The 20,527-nt window shown below is 61.6% G+C and carries 14 protein-coding genes; 6 read left to right on the top strand and 8 right to left on the bottom strand.

What is annotated here, in order from left to right; genetic code table 11:
* Positions 1 to 100 precede the first annotated feature (100 nt).
* Positions 101 to 2,212 carry a hypothetical protein gene (locus tag J2D73_RS17825; protein WP_207883554.1) on the bottom strand — a complete coding sequence of 704 codons (2,112 nt, stop codon included), beginning with the start codon at positions 2,210 to 2,212 and terminating at the stop codon, positions 101 to 103.
* A gap of 335 nt (positions 2,213 to 2,547) precedes the next feature.
* On the opposite strand from J2D73_RS17825, the gene pheS reads away from it, so the two are divergent.
* The 6 genes from pheS (at position 2,548) to J2D73_RS17855 (ending at position 11,299) form a co-directional block, all read left to right on the top strand.
* A complete protein-coding gene (pheS, locus tag J2D73_RS17830; protein WP_207883556.1) occupies positions 2,548 to 3,621 on the top strand; it encodes a phenylalanine--tRNA ligase subunit alpha in 1,074 nt (357 codons plus the stop codon).
* Positions 3,622 to 3,624: 3 nt separating this feature from the next.
* Entirely contained in the window at positions 3,625 to 6,087 is a 2,463-nt protein-coding gene (gene pheT, locus J2D73_RS17835) for a phenylalanine--tRNA ligase subunit beta (protein WP_207883558.1), read from the top strand.
* Positions 6,088 to 6,175: 88 nt separating this feature from the next.
* Positions 6,176 to 7,324, top strand: a complete 1,149-nt coding sequence (locus J2D73_RS17840) for an ATP phosphoribosyltransferase regulatory subunit (RefSeq protein WP_207883561.1) — start codon at positions 6,176 to 6,178, stop codon at positions 7,322 to 7,324.
* A gap of 113 nt (positions 7,325 to 7,437) precedes the next feature.
* Positions 7,438 to 8,727, top strand: coding sequence for an adenylosuccinate synthase (locus tag J2D73_RS17845; RefSeq protein WP_207883563.1), 1,290 nt, complete (start codon positions 7,438 to 7,440; stop codon positions 8,725 to 8,727).
* A 104-nt stretch (positions 8,728 to 8,831) separates the two neighbouring features.
* Positions 8,832 to 10,820: a hypothetical protein gene (locus tag J2D73_RS17850; RefSeq protein ID WP_207883565.1), complete on the top strand. Its 1,989-nt coding sequence runs from the start codon at positions 8,832 to 8,834 to the stop codon at positions 10,818 to 10,820.
* Complete coding sequence (locus J2D73_RS17855) at positions 10,817 to 11,299, top strand: hypothetical protein (RefSeq protein ID WP_207883567.1); 483 nt, start codon at positions 10,817 to 10,819, stop codon at positions 11,297 to 11,299. The genes J2D73_RS17850 and J2D73_RS17855 overlap by 4 nt, the downstream gene beginning before the upstream one ends.
* A gap of 411 nt (positions 11,300 to 11,710) precedes the next feature.
* On the opposite strand, the gene J2D73_RS17860 is transcribed toward J2D73_RS17855, so the two are convergent.
* The 7 genes from J2D73_RS17860 to J2D73_RS17890 all read right to left on the bottom strand — a co-directional run bounded on the left by J2D73_RS17860 (position 11,711) and on the right by J2D73_RS17890 (position 20,466).
* Entirely contained in the window at positions 11,711 to 12,559 is an 849-nt protein-coding gene (locus tag J2D73_RS17860; protein WP_207883620.1) for a Tim44 domain-containing protein, read from the bottom strand.
* Positions 12,560 to 12,747: 188 nt separating this feature from the next.
* Entirely contained in the window at positions 12,748 to 14,091 is a 1,344-nt protein-coding gene (locus J2D73_RS17865) for a TldD/PmbA family protein (protein WP_207883569.1), read from the bottom strand.
* Positions 14,088 to 15,353, bottom strand: a complete 1,266-nt coding sequence (locus J2D73_RS17870; protein ID WP_207883571.1) for a M16 family metallopeptidase — start codon at positions 15,351 to 15,353, stop codon at positions 14,088 to 14,090. The genes J2D73_RS17865 and J2D73_RS17870 overlap by 4 nt, the downstream gene beginning before the upstream one ends.
* Positions 15,354 to 15,391: 38 nt before the next feature.
* Positions 15,392 to 16,792 carry a threonine synthase gene (gene thrC / locus J2D73_RS17875; protein WP_207883573.1) on the bottom strand — a complete coding sequence of 467 codons (1,401 nt, stop codon included), beginning with the start codon at positions 16,790 to 16,792 and terminating at the stop codon, positions 15,392 to 15,394.
* Positions 16,793 to 16,841: 49 nt separating this feature from the next.
* On the bottom strand, positions 16,842 to 18,047 hold the full coding sequence (locus J2D73_RS17880; protein ID WP_207883574.1) for an L-dopachrome tautomerase-related protein: 1,206 nt from the start codon (positions 18,045 to 18,047) through the stop codon (positions 16,842 to 16,844).
* A gap of 286 nt (positions 18,048 to 18,333) precedes the next feature.
* Positions 18,334 to 19,620: an Hsp70 family protein gene (locus J2D73_RS17885; RefSeq protein WP_207883576.1), complete on the bottom strand. Its 1,287-nt coding sequence runs from the start codon at positions 19,618 to 19,620 to the stop codon at positions 18,334 to 18,336.
* A gap of 54 nt (positions 19,621 to 19,674) precedes the next feature.
* Positions 19,675 to 20,466, bottom strand: coding sequence for an EAL domain-containing protein (locus J2D73_RS17890; protein WP_207883578.1), 792 nt, complete (start codon positions 20,464 to 20,466; stop codon positions 19,675 to 19,677).
* Between the last annotated feature and the right edge of the window lie 61 nt (positions 20,467 to 20,527).

Below are 20,527 nucleotides of genomic sequence, written 5' to 3' on the forward strand. Positions count from 1 at the left end.
CGTCCACATCCAGAGCTTGAATCACATCAGACCGATTTTCCAAACAGGCTCTGAGGACGTACGGTAATACGCCCTCACTGGTTGTTTAATAGTTACAAATTTAATGCTTTACTGTGTCGCCGAGGGCGTCAGTCCAATTGGATCCGTTCCACCATACGGGAATGCCTTTAGTGGCAGATGAATTTGAGGTGGAGTAACAATCGGTGCAGTATTCCTGGTCGCCCACGGCTAAGCTGGATACAGGTAAAGTAGAGTAGGTCGCATTTCCAGCATTAATAGATCCGCTTGCTCGTATTGTCGCGGTTACCGCGAAAATCCCGGAGCTTCCAGTTGTGGAATTAATATGTATTGCGCCGTCCGTGCCGCCGTAAAGTGAGCCTGTCTGTGTTCCTGCGGTATTCGTGAACAGAAGTGACTTTCCGGATAGTATATTCGCGTCGGCGCTAAACTGAGCGCTGCCGGCGCCATTTATAGCGAAGCCGCAAATCTGGTACCCGCATAATGCGATACCGTTCGGGAAATTGCCGGGATTGAATTCCATATGTTCTTGTATGGTTCCATCCATGGATAATGTCGAACTGGCATGGCCATCGACCTGTACGCCGAGGTTTGTTGTGATATCGCTGTAATCATTAGTATTGGAGGCGTCATTTGTGTTGCGTGTGTTCCACAAAGTCACTCTCATATTGTGTGAATACGTGGGAAACGCGGAGTCAGCATCCCATCCTGGGCGATTGGACTGGTCGAATTCGGCAATGACCGACTGTGAGCCTGCTGCGTAGGCAGGCCCACCATAGCCAGCGGACGAAAAGGGGCGCGAGGAAATATTTGCCGAGTACCACTCACCTGCGATGTTGAGCATAGTTGCGTTGCCGCCGGCGAGATCCATGTCGTAGCTGTCCGCTGTGGGCGAGGTGCTTCCGCTGTACGCGACGGTTATGCCGTGCATATATGCGGTGTTGCCTGTGGTGTCATTATTCCAGAGATCGTACTCGATACCTTCGCAGCTACGCACCTGGTTGTTGGCGTTGCCTGTGGGATAATTGATATCCCCAGGGGATGCGCTCGGAGTAGGACCGGGAAGCGAGCATATGACGTTTTCGCCAAATGCTTTTGTGTAGACTCCAAACATGATCGCTGGTGCTTGAAAGTTAGACCACACGGTATCCAGCGCGGGAGTAGAACCGTCTATAGTGCTTGTTCCGGGAATTTGATTGGTTGTCGAGGCGGATGCGTTGAAAATACGCCAGCCGTCGGTGCTGATTGCGGTTACGAGCCCTGCGGAGTTCGTCGTGTAGCCCGTGAGTTGGCCTGCATAGGTTTTGATATATCCGCTTGACGAGCCCAGTTCGTTGGTCATCATCCTCACATGCGGATGGCTGATAATCCAGGTGGACCAAGACGAGGGAAGCGGATTTGCGAAGGTGGCGCCGGTTGCGGTAAATGTTGGTGTATGTGTCAGCCCATCCGGAGCTGTGACCGTACTGCCGGTGGTGACGAAAACCGGAGAATTGGTCCCGGCGAACGTGTAGCGCGCCACGGCGTCGAAATTGTCGTATGACGCAATGCCGTTCGCTCCATCAGGTCCTACGCCAGCTTCTGAACCGCGCATGTTCTCAGATTGCATGAACACGCCATCAACTACGCCCATGTCGTCTGGGCCATAGGGAACGTTGTGTACAAAGAGCGGAACGCCGTCGAATTCCTGCGACCCGCCGAGACGCAGATGTGTGGGAGGGAGGTAATCGTCATAGATTGCTGTTCCTGACGAGTCCGTCCCCATTTGCCACCGTTGGTTGGCCGCTATTTTCGGGTTGGCGTACTGTGTGCCTGTTCCGGAGTTTATCGCCCATGTCAGAGCCGAATTCCATCCGATAGTCGAACTGACGGATGCAGCGGTTGAGGTCGTCGAGAGTGGCGCTGTCACGTTGCCAGAGGCGTCGAGAGTGGCGACGCCGCCTGTGGAACCCTTTTGGGACAACGGTATGGCCGCGTTGGCGCTGGCGTTTGCCTGCGTCGCCGTACTCTGGGCCGTGGCGACGGCAGCGGCTGCTTGAGATTCGGCCGTAACCAGACCACCGAGCGTCTGGCCCGTTCCGGCGATAAGTGCGCTGGCGTTGATGGACGTGACTTGTAATGTCGAGGCCGCGCGGGCGGCGTCTGCAGGGGAAAGAAGAAGCGGCAGTCCTATCAATGCGGGCGCGACCCGCATTGATAGCGCCGTGGATGTCGTGAGCTTCACAATGTATCGGTATCTGAAAGGGGGCATCTCGTCGTCCATGATGTGCATTTCGGCATCACCTCCGGGACGTGCGGAAGGAGATCGCGAAACGGCAAAATCATACGCGTCCCGTCATCAGGCCCGGGGAACGACGGTGGACCACAGGGCGGGGCGGCAGAGCGCTTAGGTCGGCTATGCCTGTCGCGCGCCCCGGGCCGACGCAACGCGGCTTTTGGCCTCAGGGCTTTTCTCGGCGGCGCGGAGAGGCTATCCGCCCCTAGACACAGAACGAGGCCCGCGCGGGTCCACAGGCAAGCGAGGTCATAATGAGCGACGACGTAGACACACTTCGTCAGGAATGTCTGGCTGCGCTTTCCGCTGCTTCGAACGTCCGGGACTGGGACGCGGTGCGCGTTGGCGTTCTGGGCAAGTCGGGCAGGTTGACCGAACTGCTCAAACAACTCGGCCGTATGGATCCGGAGGCGCGCAAAGCGGCTGGCGTGCGGCTGAACAAATTGCGCGACGAACTGGGCAAGGCAATCGAGGCCCGTGGGCGGGAAATCGAGACCGAGGCGCTGAATGCGCGTCTGGCAGAGGAGCGCGTTGACGTCTCCCTGCCTGTTGGGTTGACCGAACGCGGCGGTGTCCACCCCGTCAGCCGCGCCATTGAAGAAATCACCGCGATTTTTGGCGCGATGGGGTTTTCCGTCGCCGAAGGGCCGGAAATCGAGACCGACTGGCATAATTTCTCGGCGCTCAACACCCCGGCGCATCACGCCGCGCGCACCGATCAGGACACGTTCTACCTGCCGCCGTCTCCGGGCGGCCCGAACGTCGAGCGGGTTCTGCGCACCCAGACTTCGGGCGTGCAGATACGCACGATGCTCGGACAGAAACCGCCGATACGCATCATCGCGCCCGGCCGCACCTATCGCGCGGATCACGACGCTACCCATTCGCCGATGTTCCATCAGTGCGAGGGGCTCGTTATCGATCGCGAGATTACGCTGGGGCACCTGAAGGGATGCCTGATCGAGTTTCTGCGCGTCTTCTTCGGCAAGCCCAATTTGCCGGTCCGTTTCAGGGCGTCCTATTTCCCGTTCACCGAGCCTTCGATGGAGGTCGATATCGGCTGGTCGCGCGCAACCGGCGAGATCGGCGAGGGAGAGGACTGGCTGGAAGTTCTCGGTTCCGGGATGGTCCATCCGCGCGTCCTCGCAAATTGCGGTCTCGACCCCAGCGAGTGGCAGGGGTTCGCCTTTGGCATGGGGGTCGAGCGTCTTGCCATGTTGAAGAACGGCATCCCGGATCTTCGATCGTTCTATGAAAGCGATGTGCGGTGGCTGCGCCATTACGGCGTCGATCCGCTGGCGCCGGCGATGCTGCATGAGGGGTTCTGATCGATGAAATTCACGCTCTCATGGCTGCGCGACCACCTGGACACGCGCGCCTCTGTCGACGAGCTCTGTTTGGCGCTTAACCGGATTGGCCTTGAGGTCGAGTCAGTCGAGCAACTTGGCGCGGCTTTGGCGCCGTTCCGCACGGCCCGCATCCTTCAGGCCGTTCAGCATCCCAATGCGGATCGTCTTCGCGTGTGTCAGGTCGACGCTGGTCCCGGCATCGGGGAGGTGCAGGTCGTTTGCGGCGCGCCGAATGCGCGCGAGGGGATATCTGTCATCTTCGCGCCTCCTGGCGCTTACGTCCCGGGCCTCGACATCACCATCAAGGCTGGCAAGATTCGCGGCGAGACCAGCAACGGCATGCTGTGTTCGCTGCGGGAGCTTGGTCTGGGCGAGGACACGGACGGCATCGCGGAGCTGCCTGCGGATACGCTGCCGGGCCAGTCCTATGCGGATTTCGCCAACCTGGACGACACAGTGATTGAGATCGCCGTGACGCCAAACCGTGGCGACGCGCTCTCCGTCCATGGCGTCGCCCGGGATCTCGCCGCGGCTGGCGTCGGGACGCTCAAGACGTTTCTCGCGGAGACGGTTGAGGGCGTTTTCGCATCTCCCGTCGAATGGGCGATCAGCTATCCCGAAGCATGCCCGTGGGTGCTGGGGCGGACCGTTCGTGGCGTCAAAAATGGCCCCAGCCCGGATTGGCTGCGCGAGAAGCTTGAGGCGATCGGCCTGCGATCCATTTCGCGTCTGGTGGACGTCACGAATTTGCTGTCGATCGACCTCGGTCGGCCGTTGCATGTCTTCGACGTGAACCGCATCAAGGGCGGCGTGCTGACGGTTTGCCGGGGCGGTGGAGAAACGATCCGCGCGCTTGATGGACGCGACTATATCGTGAACTCCGATGACTGCGTGATCGCCGATGGCGCTGGCGTTCAGTCCATCGCGGGCATCATGGGCGGAGAGGCGACGGAAGTGACCGACGCCACCACCGACGTCTTCATCGAATGCGCTATCTTCGATCCTGTGAAAATTGCACTGAGCGGACGGCGGCTAGGAATCCACTCCGACGCCCGTCACCGTTTCGAACGTGGCGTCGATCAGGCGCTGCCGGTCGCGGCGCTGGAAGCGGCGACGCGCCTTGTCATTGACCTGTGTGGCGGCGAGGCGAGCGAGGTCGTATCGGCGGGTACTCAGCCCGAGTGGCGGCGAGAGGCCAGCTTGCGGTTCAGGCGCGTCGCCGAACTCGGCGGCCTCGCCGTGCCGCCTGATGAGTGCGTGACGATCCTTGGGCATCTGGGGTTCGAGACGTTGCGGCGCGATGAGGACAGCGTGACGGTCGCTGTTCCCTCTTGGCGCAACGACGTGGCGCAGCCGGTTCTGCTGGATCCCGATCCGGGCCTTTCAGCGGAACGACAGGCGGAGCTTGTCGCCAAAGTGGCAGCGATTGAGCCGGAATGCGACCTGATCGAGGAAATCCTGCGTATTAAAGGGCTGGAAAACGTCGCACCGGTCGCGTTGCCAGCGCTATCGCCAGTGCCTGCTGCAGCGATAAGCCCTGCTCTGGGCCGCGTGGCGCGCGCCCGCCGCGTTCTTGCGTCACGCGGGTTGATGGAGACCATCGGGTTTTCCTTCATCTCGCACGAAGAGGCGCTACGTTTTGGCGGTGCGCCTGAAAGCCTGCGTCTGCTTAACCCGATTGCAGCGGATCTGGACCAGATGCGGCCGTCTCCGCTGCCCGGACTTCTTTCGGCGGCGAAGCGCAACGCGGCGCGAGGGTGGCAGGACGTGGCTTTGTTCGAGATCGGCGGAGCGTTCGACGAGAACGGACAGGCGACGGTTGCGGCGGCGCTTCGGGCCGGTCGTACCTCTCGGACGCCCGGCGGCGGCGGCGCGCCGATGACTTTCGCGGAGGCCAAGGCGGACGCGATCGATCTCGCTCTCTCGCTCGGCGTCGCGGCGGAAGCGCTGACGACGACGGCCGATGCGCCGTCCTATTACCATCCGGGTCGTTCCGGCGCGCTTCGCCTTGGTCCGAAGGCTGTGCTCGCCTGGTTCGGCGAGTTGCATCCGTCGGTGCTGAAGGAGGCGGGTGTCGACCTCCCCGTCACGGCCTGCGAGGTTTTCCTCGATCGCATCGCTGATCCGAAGCGTCGCCGCAAAAACGCACCTTCGCTGTCGCCGCTCCAGCCCGTTCGCCGTGACTTCGCTTTCCTTGCCGACAAGGAGACAGCCGTGGAGAGCGTTCTGCGCGCCGTACGCGGTGCAGAGCGGAACCTGATCGTGGGCGTGTCGCTTTTCGACGTCTATGAAGGGCCGAAAGTGCAGGAAGGATCGAAATCGGTTGGCGTCGAAGTGACGCTTCAGCCGCGTGACGCGAGCCTGACCGATGCGGATATCGAGGCTGTTGCGGCCCGGATCGTTGCGGCGGTCGCCAAGGCGACGGGCGCGACGCTTCGCTCCTGAGCCCAACTGTCCGCTCCCGCCCGCCATATTACATGGTCGGGCGTGCCTCGGGCATGACGTTTTCCTGATGCGGTGATATGACCCCGGCATGACGTTCGATCCGCCCCTATCCCCGGCGCTGCTCCCCGCCGGGTTCGTCGATCTCCTGCCCCCTGACGCCGAGGCGGAAGCGGAGGGCACGGAGATTCTGCTCGCCGTGTTCGGCGGGCATGGATACGAGCGGGTCGCGCCGCCCTTGCTGGAGTTCGAAGACTCTCTTCTGACGGCCTCAGGCGCGGCCGTGGCCGATCAGGCGTTTCGTCTGATGGACCCGGATACGCGGCGCATGATGGCGCTCCGACCCGACATTACCCCGCAGATCGCCCGCATCGCGGCCACGCGCCTCGATGGCGCTCCGCGCCCGCTTCGTCTTTCTTACGCTGGGCAGACGGTGGTTGTCGGTGGCGGCGTGGCGGGACAGAGCGAGCGCCAGATCGGGCAGGCCGGGATCGAGTTGATCGGTCCGGACAGCCCGGTGGCCGATGCAGAGGTCGTCTGCGTGGCGGCTGAGGCGCTTTCTCGACTTGGTGTGCCGGGGGTCTCTTTCGACCTCACGATGCCGCTTCTCGTGCCGTCGCTGATCGACGGACTTGGGTTGAGCGCAGCGGCGAGAACGACGCTGATGCATGCGCTTGATCGCAAGGATGCGGCCGCCGTGGCGCGTTACGCGGGATCGGCCGCGAACACGCTCATCGCTCTGCTTAGCGCAGCAGGGGAAGCCGATCAGGCGCTTGCCGCTCTGGACGCAGCGTCGTTGCCTGCGGCGGCGCGGGCTTACAGCGAGCGTCTGAAAGCGTCTGTTGAAGCCGTTCGCGTGCGATCGCCGGAACTGCGCCTGACGGTGGATCCCGTGGAGTTTCGCGGGTGGAAATACCACACCGGCGTTTGCGTCACGGTGTATGCAGCCGGTTCGCGCGAGGAATTGGGGCGCGGCGGGCGCTACCTGTGCAACGATAATGAGCCGGCTTGCGGTCTGACTTTTCGCCCTGGGGCGCTGTTTCGCGCTGCGCCGCGCAGAGCGAGGCCAGACCGTGTCTATCTTCCCTTCGGGACGGATTCCGCCTTCGCGCAGGCTGTGCGAAAAGGCGGACGCGTGACTGTAGCAGCTCTTGAGCCGCACGACCGTCCGGAAGAAGAGGCTCGGCGTCTATCCTGTTCTTATGTCGCGCGAGACGGTAACCTGCTTCCGATCGCCTGATCCCTTTCATTCAACCCTGTTGCGGCTGATCGTCGGCGTTTCTCCAGACGCTGGCGGCGCCGGTATCCACCCGGCCCTGAAGGGGCGGGAGCACATCTCGGAGAAACTGCGTCATGTCCAATGTCACCGTCATCGGCGCCCAGTGGGGTGACGAAGGAAAAGGCAAGATCGTCGATTGGCTGGCCAGCCGCGCCGATGTCGTCGTGCGCTTCCAGGGCGGTCACAACGCTGGCCATACGCTGGTCGTCGGGGATCAGGTCTACAAGCTGTCGCTGCTGCCGTCGGGGTTGGTGCGGGGCAAGATGGGCGTCATCGGCAACGGCGTCGTCGTCGATCCTGAAGCGCTGCTGACTGAAATCGACCGCGTGACGGCGCAGGGGCTGAACGTCACCCCGGAAACCCTGAAGATCGCAGAGAGCGCGCCGCTGATCCTGCCCGTACACGGTGCTCTCGATCGTGCGCGAGAGGCGGCTCGTGGTGATCGCAAGATCGGCACCACCGGGCGCGGGATCGGCCCTGCGTACGAAGACAAGGTTGCGCGCCGCGCGATCAGGCTTTGCGACCTGGCTGAACCTGAGACGCTGGACTGGAAGCTCGACGAGCTTTTGCTGCATCACAACACGCTTCTCGCAGGGCTGGGCGCCCCGACCTTTGAAAAGGCCGATTTGATCGCACATCTTGAACGCCTCACGCCTCGGGTTCTGCCTTTCATGGCCCCGGTCGCGGATTTTCTTGAGAGCGAACGGAAGGCCGGCCGTCGGATCCTGTTCGAGGGCGCGCAGGCGGTCATGCTCGACGTCGATCACGGCACGTACCCGTTCGTCACTAGTTCGAACACGGTCGCCTCGAACGCCGGCACAGGCTCGGGAATGGGACCGTCTGCGGCAGGTTTCGTGCTTGGCATCGCCAAGGCCTATACGACGCGCGTAGGCGAGGGGCCGTTCCCGAGTGAACTGCATGACGATGTCGGTCGTCGGCTCGGAGAGCGCGGACATGAATTCGGCACCGTGACAGGCCGTCCGCGTCGCTGCGGCTGGTTCGACGCCGTGCTTGTTCGTCATGCGGTTCGCGTTGGCGGGGTCGGCGGCCTTGCCCTGACAAAGCTGGACGTCCTAGACGGGCTGGAAGAAATTCGTGTTTGCGTCGGCTATGAACTGGACGGCGAAGTCATTAACCGCTTTCCGCCCGGCTCAGCAGCGCAGACGCGCATAAAGCCTGTCTATGAGACAATCGAAGGGTGGGCTGATTCGACGAAGGGCGCGCGGAGCTGGGTGGATCTTCCGGCGCAGGCCGTGAAATATGTTCGTCGCATTGAGGAGTTGGTCGAGGCTCCGGTGACGTTGCTTTCAACCAGTCCTGAGCGCGACGACACGATTCTGGTGCGCGACCCGTTTGACGCATGAAGTAATGCGCGGGTGAACGCTGCGGTGTTCGCTCCGTAGCATAAGCACTCTGTTAAGATCGCCGCCGTACAGTTCGTCGCGTTGTTAAAGACGCGAAGGGCGGTATGGCGGAGGACGATTTTAGCCCGGATGCAGGCGACGGCCGCGGCACCGATTCCGATCGCATCACAGTTGAAGATCGCTATGTGATCGACGCCACTCGGCGCCTGCCCGATCTGGCCGGGTGTCCGGCTTATGCGGTCAAAGATGCGCTTTCCGCACAGGCGTCTCTTGTCGCGCTCGCTCCACCGGCCTTTCAGCCAGCCCGCGCCGAAGCGTCACAGATGGCGCGCGTCCGCTCGCCCCATCTTCTCGCGGCCCATGCAGTGGATGAAACCAGCGGTTCGATCTGGATAATTTGCGACGCGCCAAACGGGGCGCCGCTCTCGCAGAACACGGGCTGGTCGGAAAGTGCGCTTCTCGAACGGGTGATACAGCCCATCGCCACGGTTCTGCATGCATATAACGCCACGGGAATAACGCACCGGGCAATTCGGCCTGACAACGTCTTCGATCCAGGGGGGCGGGCGCCCGTAAAGCTCGGACCTGGCCTTGCCGCTCCCCCTGCATTCCTTCAGCCAGGGCAATTCGAGCCGCTGTCGTCTTTGCTATGTTCGCCGGCGGCACGTGGGGCGGGCATGATCGCGGATGACGTATTTTCACTGGGCGCTCTTGCAGCCTGGTTGCTCGGTGGAGGTGGCGGGCTCCAGTCTCCGATATATTCAGATGCTGATATAGAAGAGCGTATTGTTCGAGGAAGTTTCGACGTCCTTGCCGGTCATCTTTCTCTTTCACCCGAGGTCGCCGCGATGCTGGCCGCGATGCTGGCGGATGACCCGGACGCCCGCCCGTCGCCAGCAGATTTATTGAATGTCTCGGAACGCAAAGCTTTTACAGCAAGAAAACAGGTTTCAGCAGGCGCTCCAATTCATATAGGGTCGGCACAGGTGCGGACGACCCGAGCGCTGGCGTGGCTCGGCGCTCGGAATCCTGTCGCGCTGGCCAATCTCGTGCGGCGTGGCGTAATCGAGCGCTGGTTGACGCATGAACTCGGGTTGACGGCGGTCGCCGCTCGGATGACCGCGATCGGCAAGAAACTGACGATCACGGAGGATGCCGCCCCGTCGCCGTCCGTCTTGATGGAGATCATCGCGGCTCTTGATCCAGGTTTGCCGTTGCACTGGCAGGGCGAATGGTTCTGGGCAGACGCCATCGGCATGATTGCGACTTCTTCACTCGTGCCCGGTGGTGGGCAGGTTGCGCCGGAATTTCCAAGATTGATATTGGAGGCGGCGCAAGGGGGCGCGCTATTGCGCTTTGCTCAAGCGACGTCGATTGCGAGCCAAAATGTCGCCGCGCAAACTGTTCATGCAGCCCTGCACAACGGGCGGGTGGAACGAGTAGCGGATATCGGCAGGCTGGCTTACTTGCTCAATCCGGGTCAGGCCTGTTTATCGCCGGATTGCGCAGGGAAACGGCTGTCGGCCGCGTGGGCGCTCTTGCAATGGTTAAATGGTGAATTCACACCGACGAACTCTGCGACGAGAGGGCTTCTCGATCGCCAGATGATGGCCTTTTTTCTGGCCCGAGGACATCGTAGCGGCTTGATTGAGCAGCTTGGGAACGAAAGCGGCGACGGTCATTCGCCGTGGTTGAAAGATTTGGCTCTTCTCGCGCAGATGCAATCAAGATACCAGGCCGGCCCCCTTTTGGGAATTGCGCGAAAAATTCTACCGCATCTGACGCCGACCCTGAAGTTGTGGCGAAATCGGACCACGCGAACCCGTCGTGGAGAGGAGCTGGCAGCTGCCGCAGAAAGCGGAGACCTTGCGCGCATGGCGGAGATTATCGCTGATCCGCGTTCGGTCGCAAAAGATCGCTCGGACTGGCTCGTCGCCCAAAACGAAATGCGTCGCTTGACGCAGGAGCAGACCGATTTGGGAAAAAAATTGCCTGACGTGCCTCCGATGCTTCGCGCGGAAATGCTGCAGGTGGCGACGGCCCTGGGCGCCCTTGCAGCCATTGGCTCGCTGTGTCTGGAAGTCATATCGTGACCGTGGCGGCGCGGGTAGGGCACTCCATGAAATGGATCCATGGGTTGGCCTGTGGCGCGGCCCTCGCATGGCTGCCGGGTTATTCGCTTTTGGTGGTAATTCTTTTTCTTCCTTTGATTATAGCATATTTTTTTGATCGATCGCAGGATCATGCCTTGGTTAGAATGATGTTGCCGTATGAGTTTGCGGCGACAATCAGCCCTATGCACCAATTATGGCTTTCAGAAGGGACGGTCGACACAGCGCTTCGTCTTCTGATGGACCCCGTTGTACTAATTACGGCATGGTTGTCTGCAGGACTGGGGTGGTTCGTTCTGGAAGCGGCTCTGCTCTTCGCCAAGCTTTCGAAGCAATACAAGTCCAGCAAAGAAAAAAATAAAATTACCCGCCGTCTCAATGAAATTTCTGACGAGTGGGATCATGACCCCCCCCTGTCTTTTGAAGGCGGGAAGGTCAAGCCGGAAGCTGGACGCAGATAACCTTCAAGGCAGGGATCTGGCTATGATCGCGCGGAAGGCGGAGTGCGTGTTGGAGTGACATGACGCAGCGAACTGAACGCATGAGTTTTTCTGAGTAAAAATCTCGTATCAGAGATAGGACGTCCAGGAAGATAAAACCTGTGCTTGCCCATGTCCCGAGCCCGCCCCCGATAGCTTTGTCTTCGGATGTGCTGCCGTTCTTCAAATACTCAAAACGAAAACTGTTGAAGCGGTGAGTTAGGACAGTTTTGCAGCGATCGCCTGAGCCTCTGGATTGGGAGCTTTACGTTTTAAGTTTCGTCGCAGATCTGGATAAGGCACGCTAGAGCCTGACGAAATAAGGCGTGGCAAACGCATAAAAGATTTAACAACTATCTTGCCTCCCGTAGGCTGCAGGATAGTTGCAAAAAATCACCGTGTTTGCTGAATCGCCGACAGAAGCCATGCACCGCCGCGTGACGGTCGAATGAATGTCCAAAGTTCGGTCAACGTCACCGGTTCGGTCGAACTGCCCTCGACCACGCGTCCGGTCATATCCGTCGTAAGATCGATCAGGCTGTAACGCATCGCTACGGTGGCGTAATCGTATCCATTTTCCGACCATGCTTCGGCAAGGTCGCCTTGGATGAACTGAACGTCAGAGACGATATTGCGCTCGCCACGGCTGGTCAGTCCGCTGAGTTGTTCGTTGAAGTAGCCAACCATTTCGGGCGTCGCCATGCCTTGCAGCGCACGAATATTCTGCTGGCTCCACGCAGATTGAATGTTGAGCAACAGCCTTTGGAAGGCCTGATAGTCCTCGGAGCTTATCTGGAGCGCGCCGCCGCCGCCGTTTCTGGTTGTTGAGAAGGGGGAGGCGCCAAAAGGGGATGGCGCCGAAGCACGACGGCCGACAAACTTTCCAAACAACCAACGCGCAATGATCACGAGTACGGCGATCTGGAACAGAAACCAGATAAAGCTGAAAAGACCGTGGATTCCTCCGAAGAAGCCGTGTCCTGTGATGAGGCCGAACAGTCCTGCGCCCAGCATCCCGCCAACAAACGCGCGGAGAAACGGATGTCGCGCGCCCATCATCGGGGCTGCGCCGCTCCTGTAGGGCGCGCCGTAGCCCGGAATGGCGGAGCCGGTGGAGGCAGGAGGCGCAATGGTGCGGTCCATAGGCATAGCCCCGGAAGGCGCTGTGCGAGTCGGCGCGGGCGCGGACCAAGTTCTGCCGCCTCGACTTCCCATTGATCCGCCGCCGCCCGGACGCGCCATTGACGGTGAGATGGACACCAGAACGAGAAGCGCTGCCGCGAGGGCGGAATTGCGGCGGGAAAAGGCGAACAGTGGAGGTCTCCTCAGGAATTAAACAGGGAACTTCGCGATCGCAGGGGCGCAAGCGTCCGATACAACGTTACGTCCTGTTCGCATGTAATGCGAACAGGACGTTTGCTCCTCGAAGCTCAGGCTCCGGCCACGCTCAGCGCGTCGATCCGCAGGGTAGGAGCGTCCGAGCCAAAGCGGAAACGAAGATCGTTGGCCAATCTTATACGGGCGAACATGTCCAAAAGATTGCCGGCGATTGTGAATTCGGCAATCGGTTCCGCCAGTTGCCCATCGCGGATCATGAAACCTGTGCCGCCACGGCTGTAGTCGCCGGTAATGCCGTTGATGGCGGAGCCCATCATCTCGGTGATGTAAAGGCCCTCCTGGATATCAGACATCAATGCTTCGGGCGTCTCCTGACCGGGCGCAAAGAACAGGTTCGTCAATCCCGGCGAGGGAGCCGAGGAAGCCCCTCGCGTAGCACGGCCATTGCTACGCAATCCCAGTTGCCTGCCGCTGCGGCTGTCCAGCACCCAGGTTTGCAGGACGCCATCTTCGACAAGCGACAGCTTCTCGCAGCGAAGGCCTTCGCCGTCGAACGGGCGAGAACGCGCGCCGCGCCTGCGCGTCGGATCGTCGATGACGGAGACGCCTTCTGCGAAGATACGCTCTCCCAGCTTCGTCTTGAGAAAGGACGTGCCGCGTGCGATCGAAGCCCCGTTGATCGCGCCGCTCAGATGCCCCAGGAAACTGTTTGCGACACGTGGGTCGAAGACGACGGGAAATGCGCCAGTGCGCGGTCGCGAAGGATTCAAACGGGCCACTGCCTTGCGGCCCGCGCTCGTGCCGACGGCGATTGGGTCGCCAAGATCGCTGAGATGTACGGCGGAATCGTAATCGTAATCCCGCTGCATGCCCGTACCTTCGCCCGCCAGAACGCTGATGGACATGGAATGGCTCGTGCGGGCGTAGTGACCGGCGACGCCAAGAGTGCTCGCCAGCGCCACTTCACTACGGCCCCAGCTTGCGCTGGCGCCTGACGTATTGGTTACGCCGTCAATGGCGCGCGCTGCGTCTTCGACTGCGCGCGCGCGGTCAAGAAGCGCATCGACCGTTGGCTCAGTTGCGTCGACAAGATCGAGGTCGTTCTGGTCGATACGCCCAATCAGCGCTGAACTGTCCGGCAAACCGGCATGGGCGTCCTCGGGGAGGACACGCGCCATCGCCAGAGCCTGCTCGACAAGAGCATCGAAGCCGGCAGGATCGAGGTTCGAGGTCGAGACGATGGCTGCGCGACGCCCAAGGAATACGCGCAGCCCAAGGTCAGTGGTCTCCGACCGCTCCAGTTCCTCAGTAGCGCCGTTGCGGACGCCTACGCCCAGCGACGTTCCGCCGATAAATACGGCGTCAGCCGCGTCGGCGCCGCCTTTCTTCGCGCGCGCGACAAGGTCACAGGCGAGGTCAAGAGGCGCATCGGTCATGCGGCGAGTTGCTCCTGAAGCGCGCCGAGCGAAAGCACGCCGCTTACGGGGCCGATGGAGGCCAGGGTTGGGTAGCCGCCGAATATTCGTGTCGCAACACGGCAGACGTCCGCCGCCGTCACGGCGTCGATCTTGCGTACTGTTTCGTCGATTGGGATGAGGCGGCCGAAAATCTGGAGTTGTCGAGCGATTTGCTCGCAGCGGCTACCGGTGCTTTCCAGCGACATAAGCAGGGAGGATTTGAGCTGCGCGCGCGCGCGGGCCAGTTCGCCTTCGCCGACCTCACGCTGGACCTTGCGGAGTTCAGCCATGGTGACGGGAAGAAGTTCGCTCGCCTCCTTCTCTCCCGTTCCGGCGTAGATGCCGAACAGGCCGCTGTCGAGGAAAGGTGCGTTAAAGGAATACACCGAATACACCAGCCCGCGCTTCTCGCGTATTTCCTGAAACAGCCGCGACGACATGCCGCCGCCGAGCAGGGTCGAGAGCAGGAGCGCCGGATAATAGTCGTCGTCGCCGTAGCCAACTGACGGAAAACCCAGCACGATATGGGCCTGATCGAGATCCTTTTCGCGGCGGAACTCGCCGCCGGTATAAAGGCCGGGCAGGCGCGTAGGCAGGCTTGAGGTAGGCAGATCCGCGAAATGCTGCGCGACGAGATCGACGACGCGCTCGTGCTCAAGATTGCCGGCGGCGGCGACCACGATATTTTCTGGCGTGTAATGCGTACGCATGTAGGACATCAGCGTCTCGCGGCTCATCTCGCGGATGAGATCCTCGGTGCCGAGCGTCGGCAGGCCCATGGGCTGCGCGGTAAACGCCGTTTCCTGAAAATGATCGAAGATGATGTCGTCGGGCGTGTCGTTGGCCTGTCCGATTTCCTGCAGAATGACGCCGCGCTCACGCTCCACCTCCTCGGCCTCGAACGAGGAGTGCGTCAGGATGTCGCCGATGATGTCGACGCCCAGAGCAAGGTCGCCCTTCAACAGCTTGACGTAATAAGCCGTCTGCTCCCGCGCCGTGTATGCGTTGATGTGCCCGCCGACATTCTCGATCTCTTCGGCGATCTGCACCGCCGAACGGGAGGCTGTGCCCTTGAACGCCATATGTTCCAGAAAGTGCGAGACGCCGTTTTCTTCCTGACGTTCGTTACGGGTTCCGGTGGCGACGTAAGCTCCGAATGACACCGTCTCGACGCGCTCCATGCGCTCGGTGACGACGGTCAGTCCGGAAGGCAGGCGGGTCTGTTGAATAGGGTCGGTCATGGTGATCCTGAAAGAAGCGGCGCGCCGCCTCGGGGAAATCAACGGGCGTTGTGCAGGGCGCCGATCCGCACGGCGTCTTCCACGACGTCAAGGCGATTGGGGACGACGCGATAACGCTCCTCCCGTTCGTAGAGATCGGCGAGCGCTGGAGGAAGCGCCGGGGTGACGCCGACAGCCGAACGCATCGCGTCGGGAAATTTCGCCGGGTGCGCGGTCGCCATGGCGACCATGGGGCAGCCTGCCTCCCGATATTTGCGGCCCGCAGCGACGCCGATCGCACTGTGCGGGTCGGCAAGGTAGAGGCTGTCTTTGTAGAGACGCTGAATCTCGGCTCCGGTCGCCTGATCGTCAAGGGCGAGGCCTGAAAACAGCTCCCGCGCGGAGGCCCACACTCCGTCAGGCACGTCCATCTTTCCTGTCGTCCTGAAACCGGACATCAGACGTTCGCATGCTGCGGCGTCGCGGTTCAGGAGTTCGAACAACAGGCGCTCGAAGTTCGAAGAGACCTGAATGTCCATTGACGGAGACAGGCTGGGCGCGACTTCTCGCGTGGACATGTCGTTCGCATTGAGAAAGCGGGTCAGGATGTCGTTCCGGTTTGAACCGACGCATAGGCGCCGTATCGGCAGCCCCATCTGACGCGCTGCCCATGCGGCGAGGACGTTCCCGAAATTGCCGGTCGGCACGGCGAACGACACCTCCCGGTCCGGCGCACCGAGCGCGAGGGCGGAGTATACGTAATAGGGAATCTGGGCTGCGATTCTCGCCCAGTTAATGGAGTTGACTGCGGAAAGGCGCATCTCCGTGCGGAACGGAGCGTCCGCGAACATGGCCTTCACCAGATCCTGACAGTCGTCGAACGTGCCTTCCACGGCGATATTCGCGATGTTGGCGTCGAGCACGGTCGTCATCTGCCGCCGTTGAACTTCGGACGTCCTTCCCTCCGGATGCAGGATCACGACGGTGAGGCGGTCGCGACCACGGCAAGCTTCGATCGCCGCCGACCCCGTGTCGCCAGAAGTCGCGCCGACGATGGTTACGCGTTCGTCACGCTCCGTCAGCACATGGTCGAACAGCCGCCCGAGCAACTGCATCGCCATATCTTTGAAAGCGAGCGTCGGTCCGTGAAACAGTTCCTGCACGAACAGGCCGTCCTCGACCTGCACCAGCGGCACGATGGCGGCATGGTCGAACCGCGCGTAGGCGTCGCGGCACAGCTCCAGAAGGGTCTCATGCGAGATGGAGCCTTCAGCGAAAGGCGCAATGACGCGGGCCGCCAGTTCCGGGTAGGGCAGGCCGCGCATGTCCCGCCATTCCTCGGCGGAAAACTGTGGCCAGCTTTCGGGCATGTAGAGCCCTCCGTCATCGGCGAGGCCAGCGAGGAGAACGTCGGAGAAGGAGCGAACTGGCGCGCGTCCGCGGGTGGAGAGATAACGCATGGCTCCAATATAACCCGTCTGGCCTCGCCCGCGAATAGGCGGCGACGTCCTATTTACGCAGGACGTCGGAGGTCGCGTCCGCCGGGGTGTGAAGAGCGTATACTGTTTCTGGCCACACGACCGCCGAGTGTCCCTGATGGAAACGCGGGGCGCGATCGAGTTGCGCCGCCGGAATGATGAGCCGCCCGTCAGGCGCGAGCGCAAGGCCGCCCGGCCATGTCAGACGGGGGTCGGTGATCAGATGATGAGGGATACGACCGGGCGTGTAACTGTCGACGCTGCCTGTAGCGACATCTGACCAGTAGAGCGTTCCGTCGTGACCAACCGCCAACCCTCCGAGGGCGCCGGTTTTGTACCAAAGGGTCGCCGCTTCCTGAAACGCCGCTCCGGTGGACGCGGGATCGTCGAGGAAAGCGGTGTTCACGCGATAGAGCGGTCCGCAATAGGCTTGAACATACAGCCATTTTCCATCGGGGCTGACGGCGATAAGGTTGGCGTCGATGGCGATGGGGCGTCCATCCGGCGCCGCAACGACGCCGTCCCTGGCCTGAATCGGCCGTCCTGCGGTCAGCGCAGGATGATGGTCCATGAAGCGTTGTGCGACGCCGCTTCCCAGATCGATGACGAGAAGACCTGCGACGCCGGAATCGAGTACGTATGCTGTCCGTCCATGGATAGCTATGCCGCCAAGCACGCTGCCCGGGCGCAGTGCAGCCGGATCGATGGACAATACGCGCGTGACGCTGTCGCTGTGCGTGTCGATCTCGACCAGCCGGGCGTCCGCGGTCGGCGGCTTTTCGCGGTCAGGGACGCCACTGTCCACGGCCCAGAGTTGTCCGTCCGGCGCGAGAGTTATTCCGGCCAAAGCCACGAAATGTTCGTCGACCGGGCCGTCTGCGGCGTTCCATGCAGCATTTGGGTACGCCGCAGGCATTTCGTTCTCGCGCGCGATGCTGAGCTGTGGGCCATTGCCGCCGAGCCAGCGTGGAGCCTGCAACGCCACGCGTCCATCTGGCAGGGCCACAACCACGTCCCAAAGCTGGGAGCTGGAGGTAAAAATAGGCGTGAGGTCTGCTGCCGCGGCCTCAGGCGCAATTGGCATAGGCACGGCATGGACGTCCGTTGGGAGTAGTATGGCTACTGCGGCGCTAGCCACGAGCGCCAGAGCGCCCGGAGAGCGGAAGGCTCGTGGGCGTGTGTCGGGCAGCCACAGGCTCGAAAGCCGCCTGATCGGAGACCGGCTGTTCGTGAGCATAGCGGCTTTAGCCGGGATGCTTCCGCATTGATCATGTTGAGGTGGCGAGATTCGCGCCAAGGCGCTCTGATCCAGATCGGCGAGCCTCGCACCGTTACGGCTGAAAAATCTCAGGTCTGAAGGACGCTGGTTCGAGGGGCCCCGCGCCATAAGGCGGTAGCGGAGGAGGGGGGAGCGAAGTCGGGCGGCGAGTCTCATGGCGGGCAATTTCGCCCGCGCCGTTCGGCCTTGGCAACCGTCGTCCGGCGCCAGTCACCGTTGTGCATAAGTCGGGCTTTCGGAATGGTTACGCGTGGTTCGCCAGAGCCAGCCCTTCCGCAACCGAGACGAACTCTCCGCCCAGTTCGACCTTCTCTTCCCCGAAACGACGCGTGAACATAGCCCGGACGGCGGGAACGAAGGACGTTCCGCCTGTCATGAACACTCTGTCTATACCATCCGAATCGATCTGGGCGCGGGCCAGAGCCCGGGAGACGCTGTCTTCAAATTGGGCAAGATCGGGGGCGATCCATTGCTCGAACGCCTCGCGCGTCACTTCCTGCTCGATGGAGAAATTTTTCTGACTGAAACGGAGAGTCGCGCGGTCGGAAGAGGATAGTGCGCTTTTGACGTCGGACACGGCGCGGTAAAGGGTCTGTCCATTCTGCTCGCGAACCAGTTCGATCAGTCGCGCAATCAGCTCCGGTTCGGCGGCGCCGCGCGCCACCTCCGCCATGTCGTTGAGAGTTTTGGGGGTGCGCATCAGCGACAGCCGGTGCCAGCGCGCCAGCGCGGTGTACCATTCGATGGGGACAGGCAACGGAGAGCCGCCCATGACGCGATAGACGCTGTCGCGACCGAGCAGAGGCGAGACCATGTTGTCGATGATCCGATAGTCGAACTGGTCTCCGGCAAGTCCCACGCCAGCGTGGCCCAGAGCTTCGGGAGGCTTCCCGGACGCCGGGTCGAAACGCATGACGGAGAAATCGCTTGTGCCGCCGCCGAAGTCGGCGACCAGCACGGTTGCGGGGCTGGTGAGACGTTGGGCGAATTTCCACCCGGCGGCTTCAGGCTCCAGAAGAGTGGAGACGTCGGTGAAGCCGGCCTGCGAGAAACTCTCGCGCAATCTGCGTTCACCCAGCGCGTCATCCGCGCCGTCTCCGACGAAGCGAATCGGTCGACCAACCGTCACGGCGCAAGAATCGGGGGAGACGCCAGCCTGGGCCATCAACTCACGCAGAAACGAGGCGATCAGACTTTCAAGGGTCATCCGCTGCCCGAATATCTGCGTCTCGCGAAAGCTCGCCTGCGCGAGATAGGACTTCATCGACATGATCAGCCGACTCTCGGCGGGATCGTCGAGATAGGCCTCGATGGCTTCAGCGCCTATCGCGCGCTCGAGGGTCGAGCGGCCTCGGCCTTCCTCATGCCAAAAGCATAGCAGAGTGCGGCATGTCTCTGCGGACGTTGCGTCCGGTCTTTTGAAGCTTGCGGTGCGTGTTGTGCCGTCGGGCTGACGTATGACGACGACGCTGTTCGTCGTGCCGAAGTCGATCCCGATCCGCGTCTTTTCAGAGAATGCGATGTCGTTCATGGGCGGCGGGGATAGAGAGCGTCATTCGCCCTGTCCAGTGTCGGCCTGGTGGCTTTAATCTTCGTCGTGCGCTTTGCCGCGGAACCCGTGGGTGGAGAGGAAGCAGGGCACAGTTTCGGCATGCCCTAGCGCCGTGCCCCGCCCTTCGGCGCAACCGATGTCCGTCAGGAAGGCGAGTGTCTCGGGGCAATCGACGCCGTCTGCGCGGGTAGCAAGTCCGAAGTCGGCGCCGAATCGGACGATGGCGCGGATGAGCGGCGGCTCGGCTTTCGCGACGGTATGAGGCCGCAGGAGAATCTGCCGGTCGAGTTTCAGAGCGCTCAGCAGACCGGTGAAAGCACGGTCTCGTAAGAGAGTGAGGCTGGTCACGCCTGCGCCCAGTCCGGCGAACACCAACCCCACACCGAGGTCGTGCAGGGCCGCCAAAGCGTAGAACAGGTCGTCGTTTTCAGACGCGAGCGTGTTCTCACCAAATTCGAGTTCAAGCCGTGAGGCGTCCAGCTTCGTGGCGGCGAGTGACGTCGCCAGATGAAGGATCAAGTCGTCAGGTGGCGTCTCAACGGAGTCGAGTGGTAACGCAAGACGGCAGTGAGCCGGTAGCCGCGCTGCGATGGAGCAGCCACTTTCAACTATGGACGCCCACAGCGCATCGCTCCGTTTTCGCCGTGCGCTACGCGCCGTCAGTCCGGCGATATCGAGGTGAAGGTCGGCGCCGCTAAGCGTCTTTGTATCCAGGGCAAATCGTGGGGCCAGCATCGGTGAAAGAAAACGATCTTCGGAACCGGTGGAGGTCATGCGGGTGAGGCGTCTACGCGATGATCCGGTGAGCCCGTGGGCGGTCTTCACTGACTTTAGGCTCCGTGTCGCTTATGTGGCGAAAGCCTGTCACGGAAGCGTAACCGTCAGG

Origin of the sequence: Acetobacter sacchari (assembly GCF_017377715.1) — a bacterium.
GTDB lineage: Bacteria > Pseudomonadota > Alphaproteobacteria > Acetobacterales > Acetobacteraceae > Acetobacter > Acetobacter sacchari.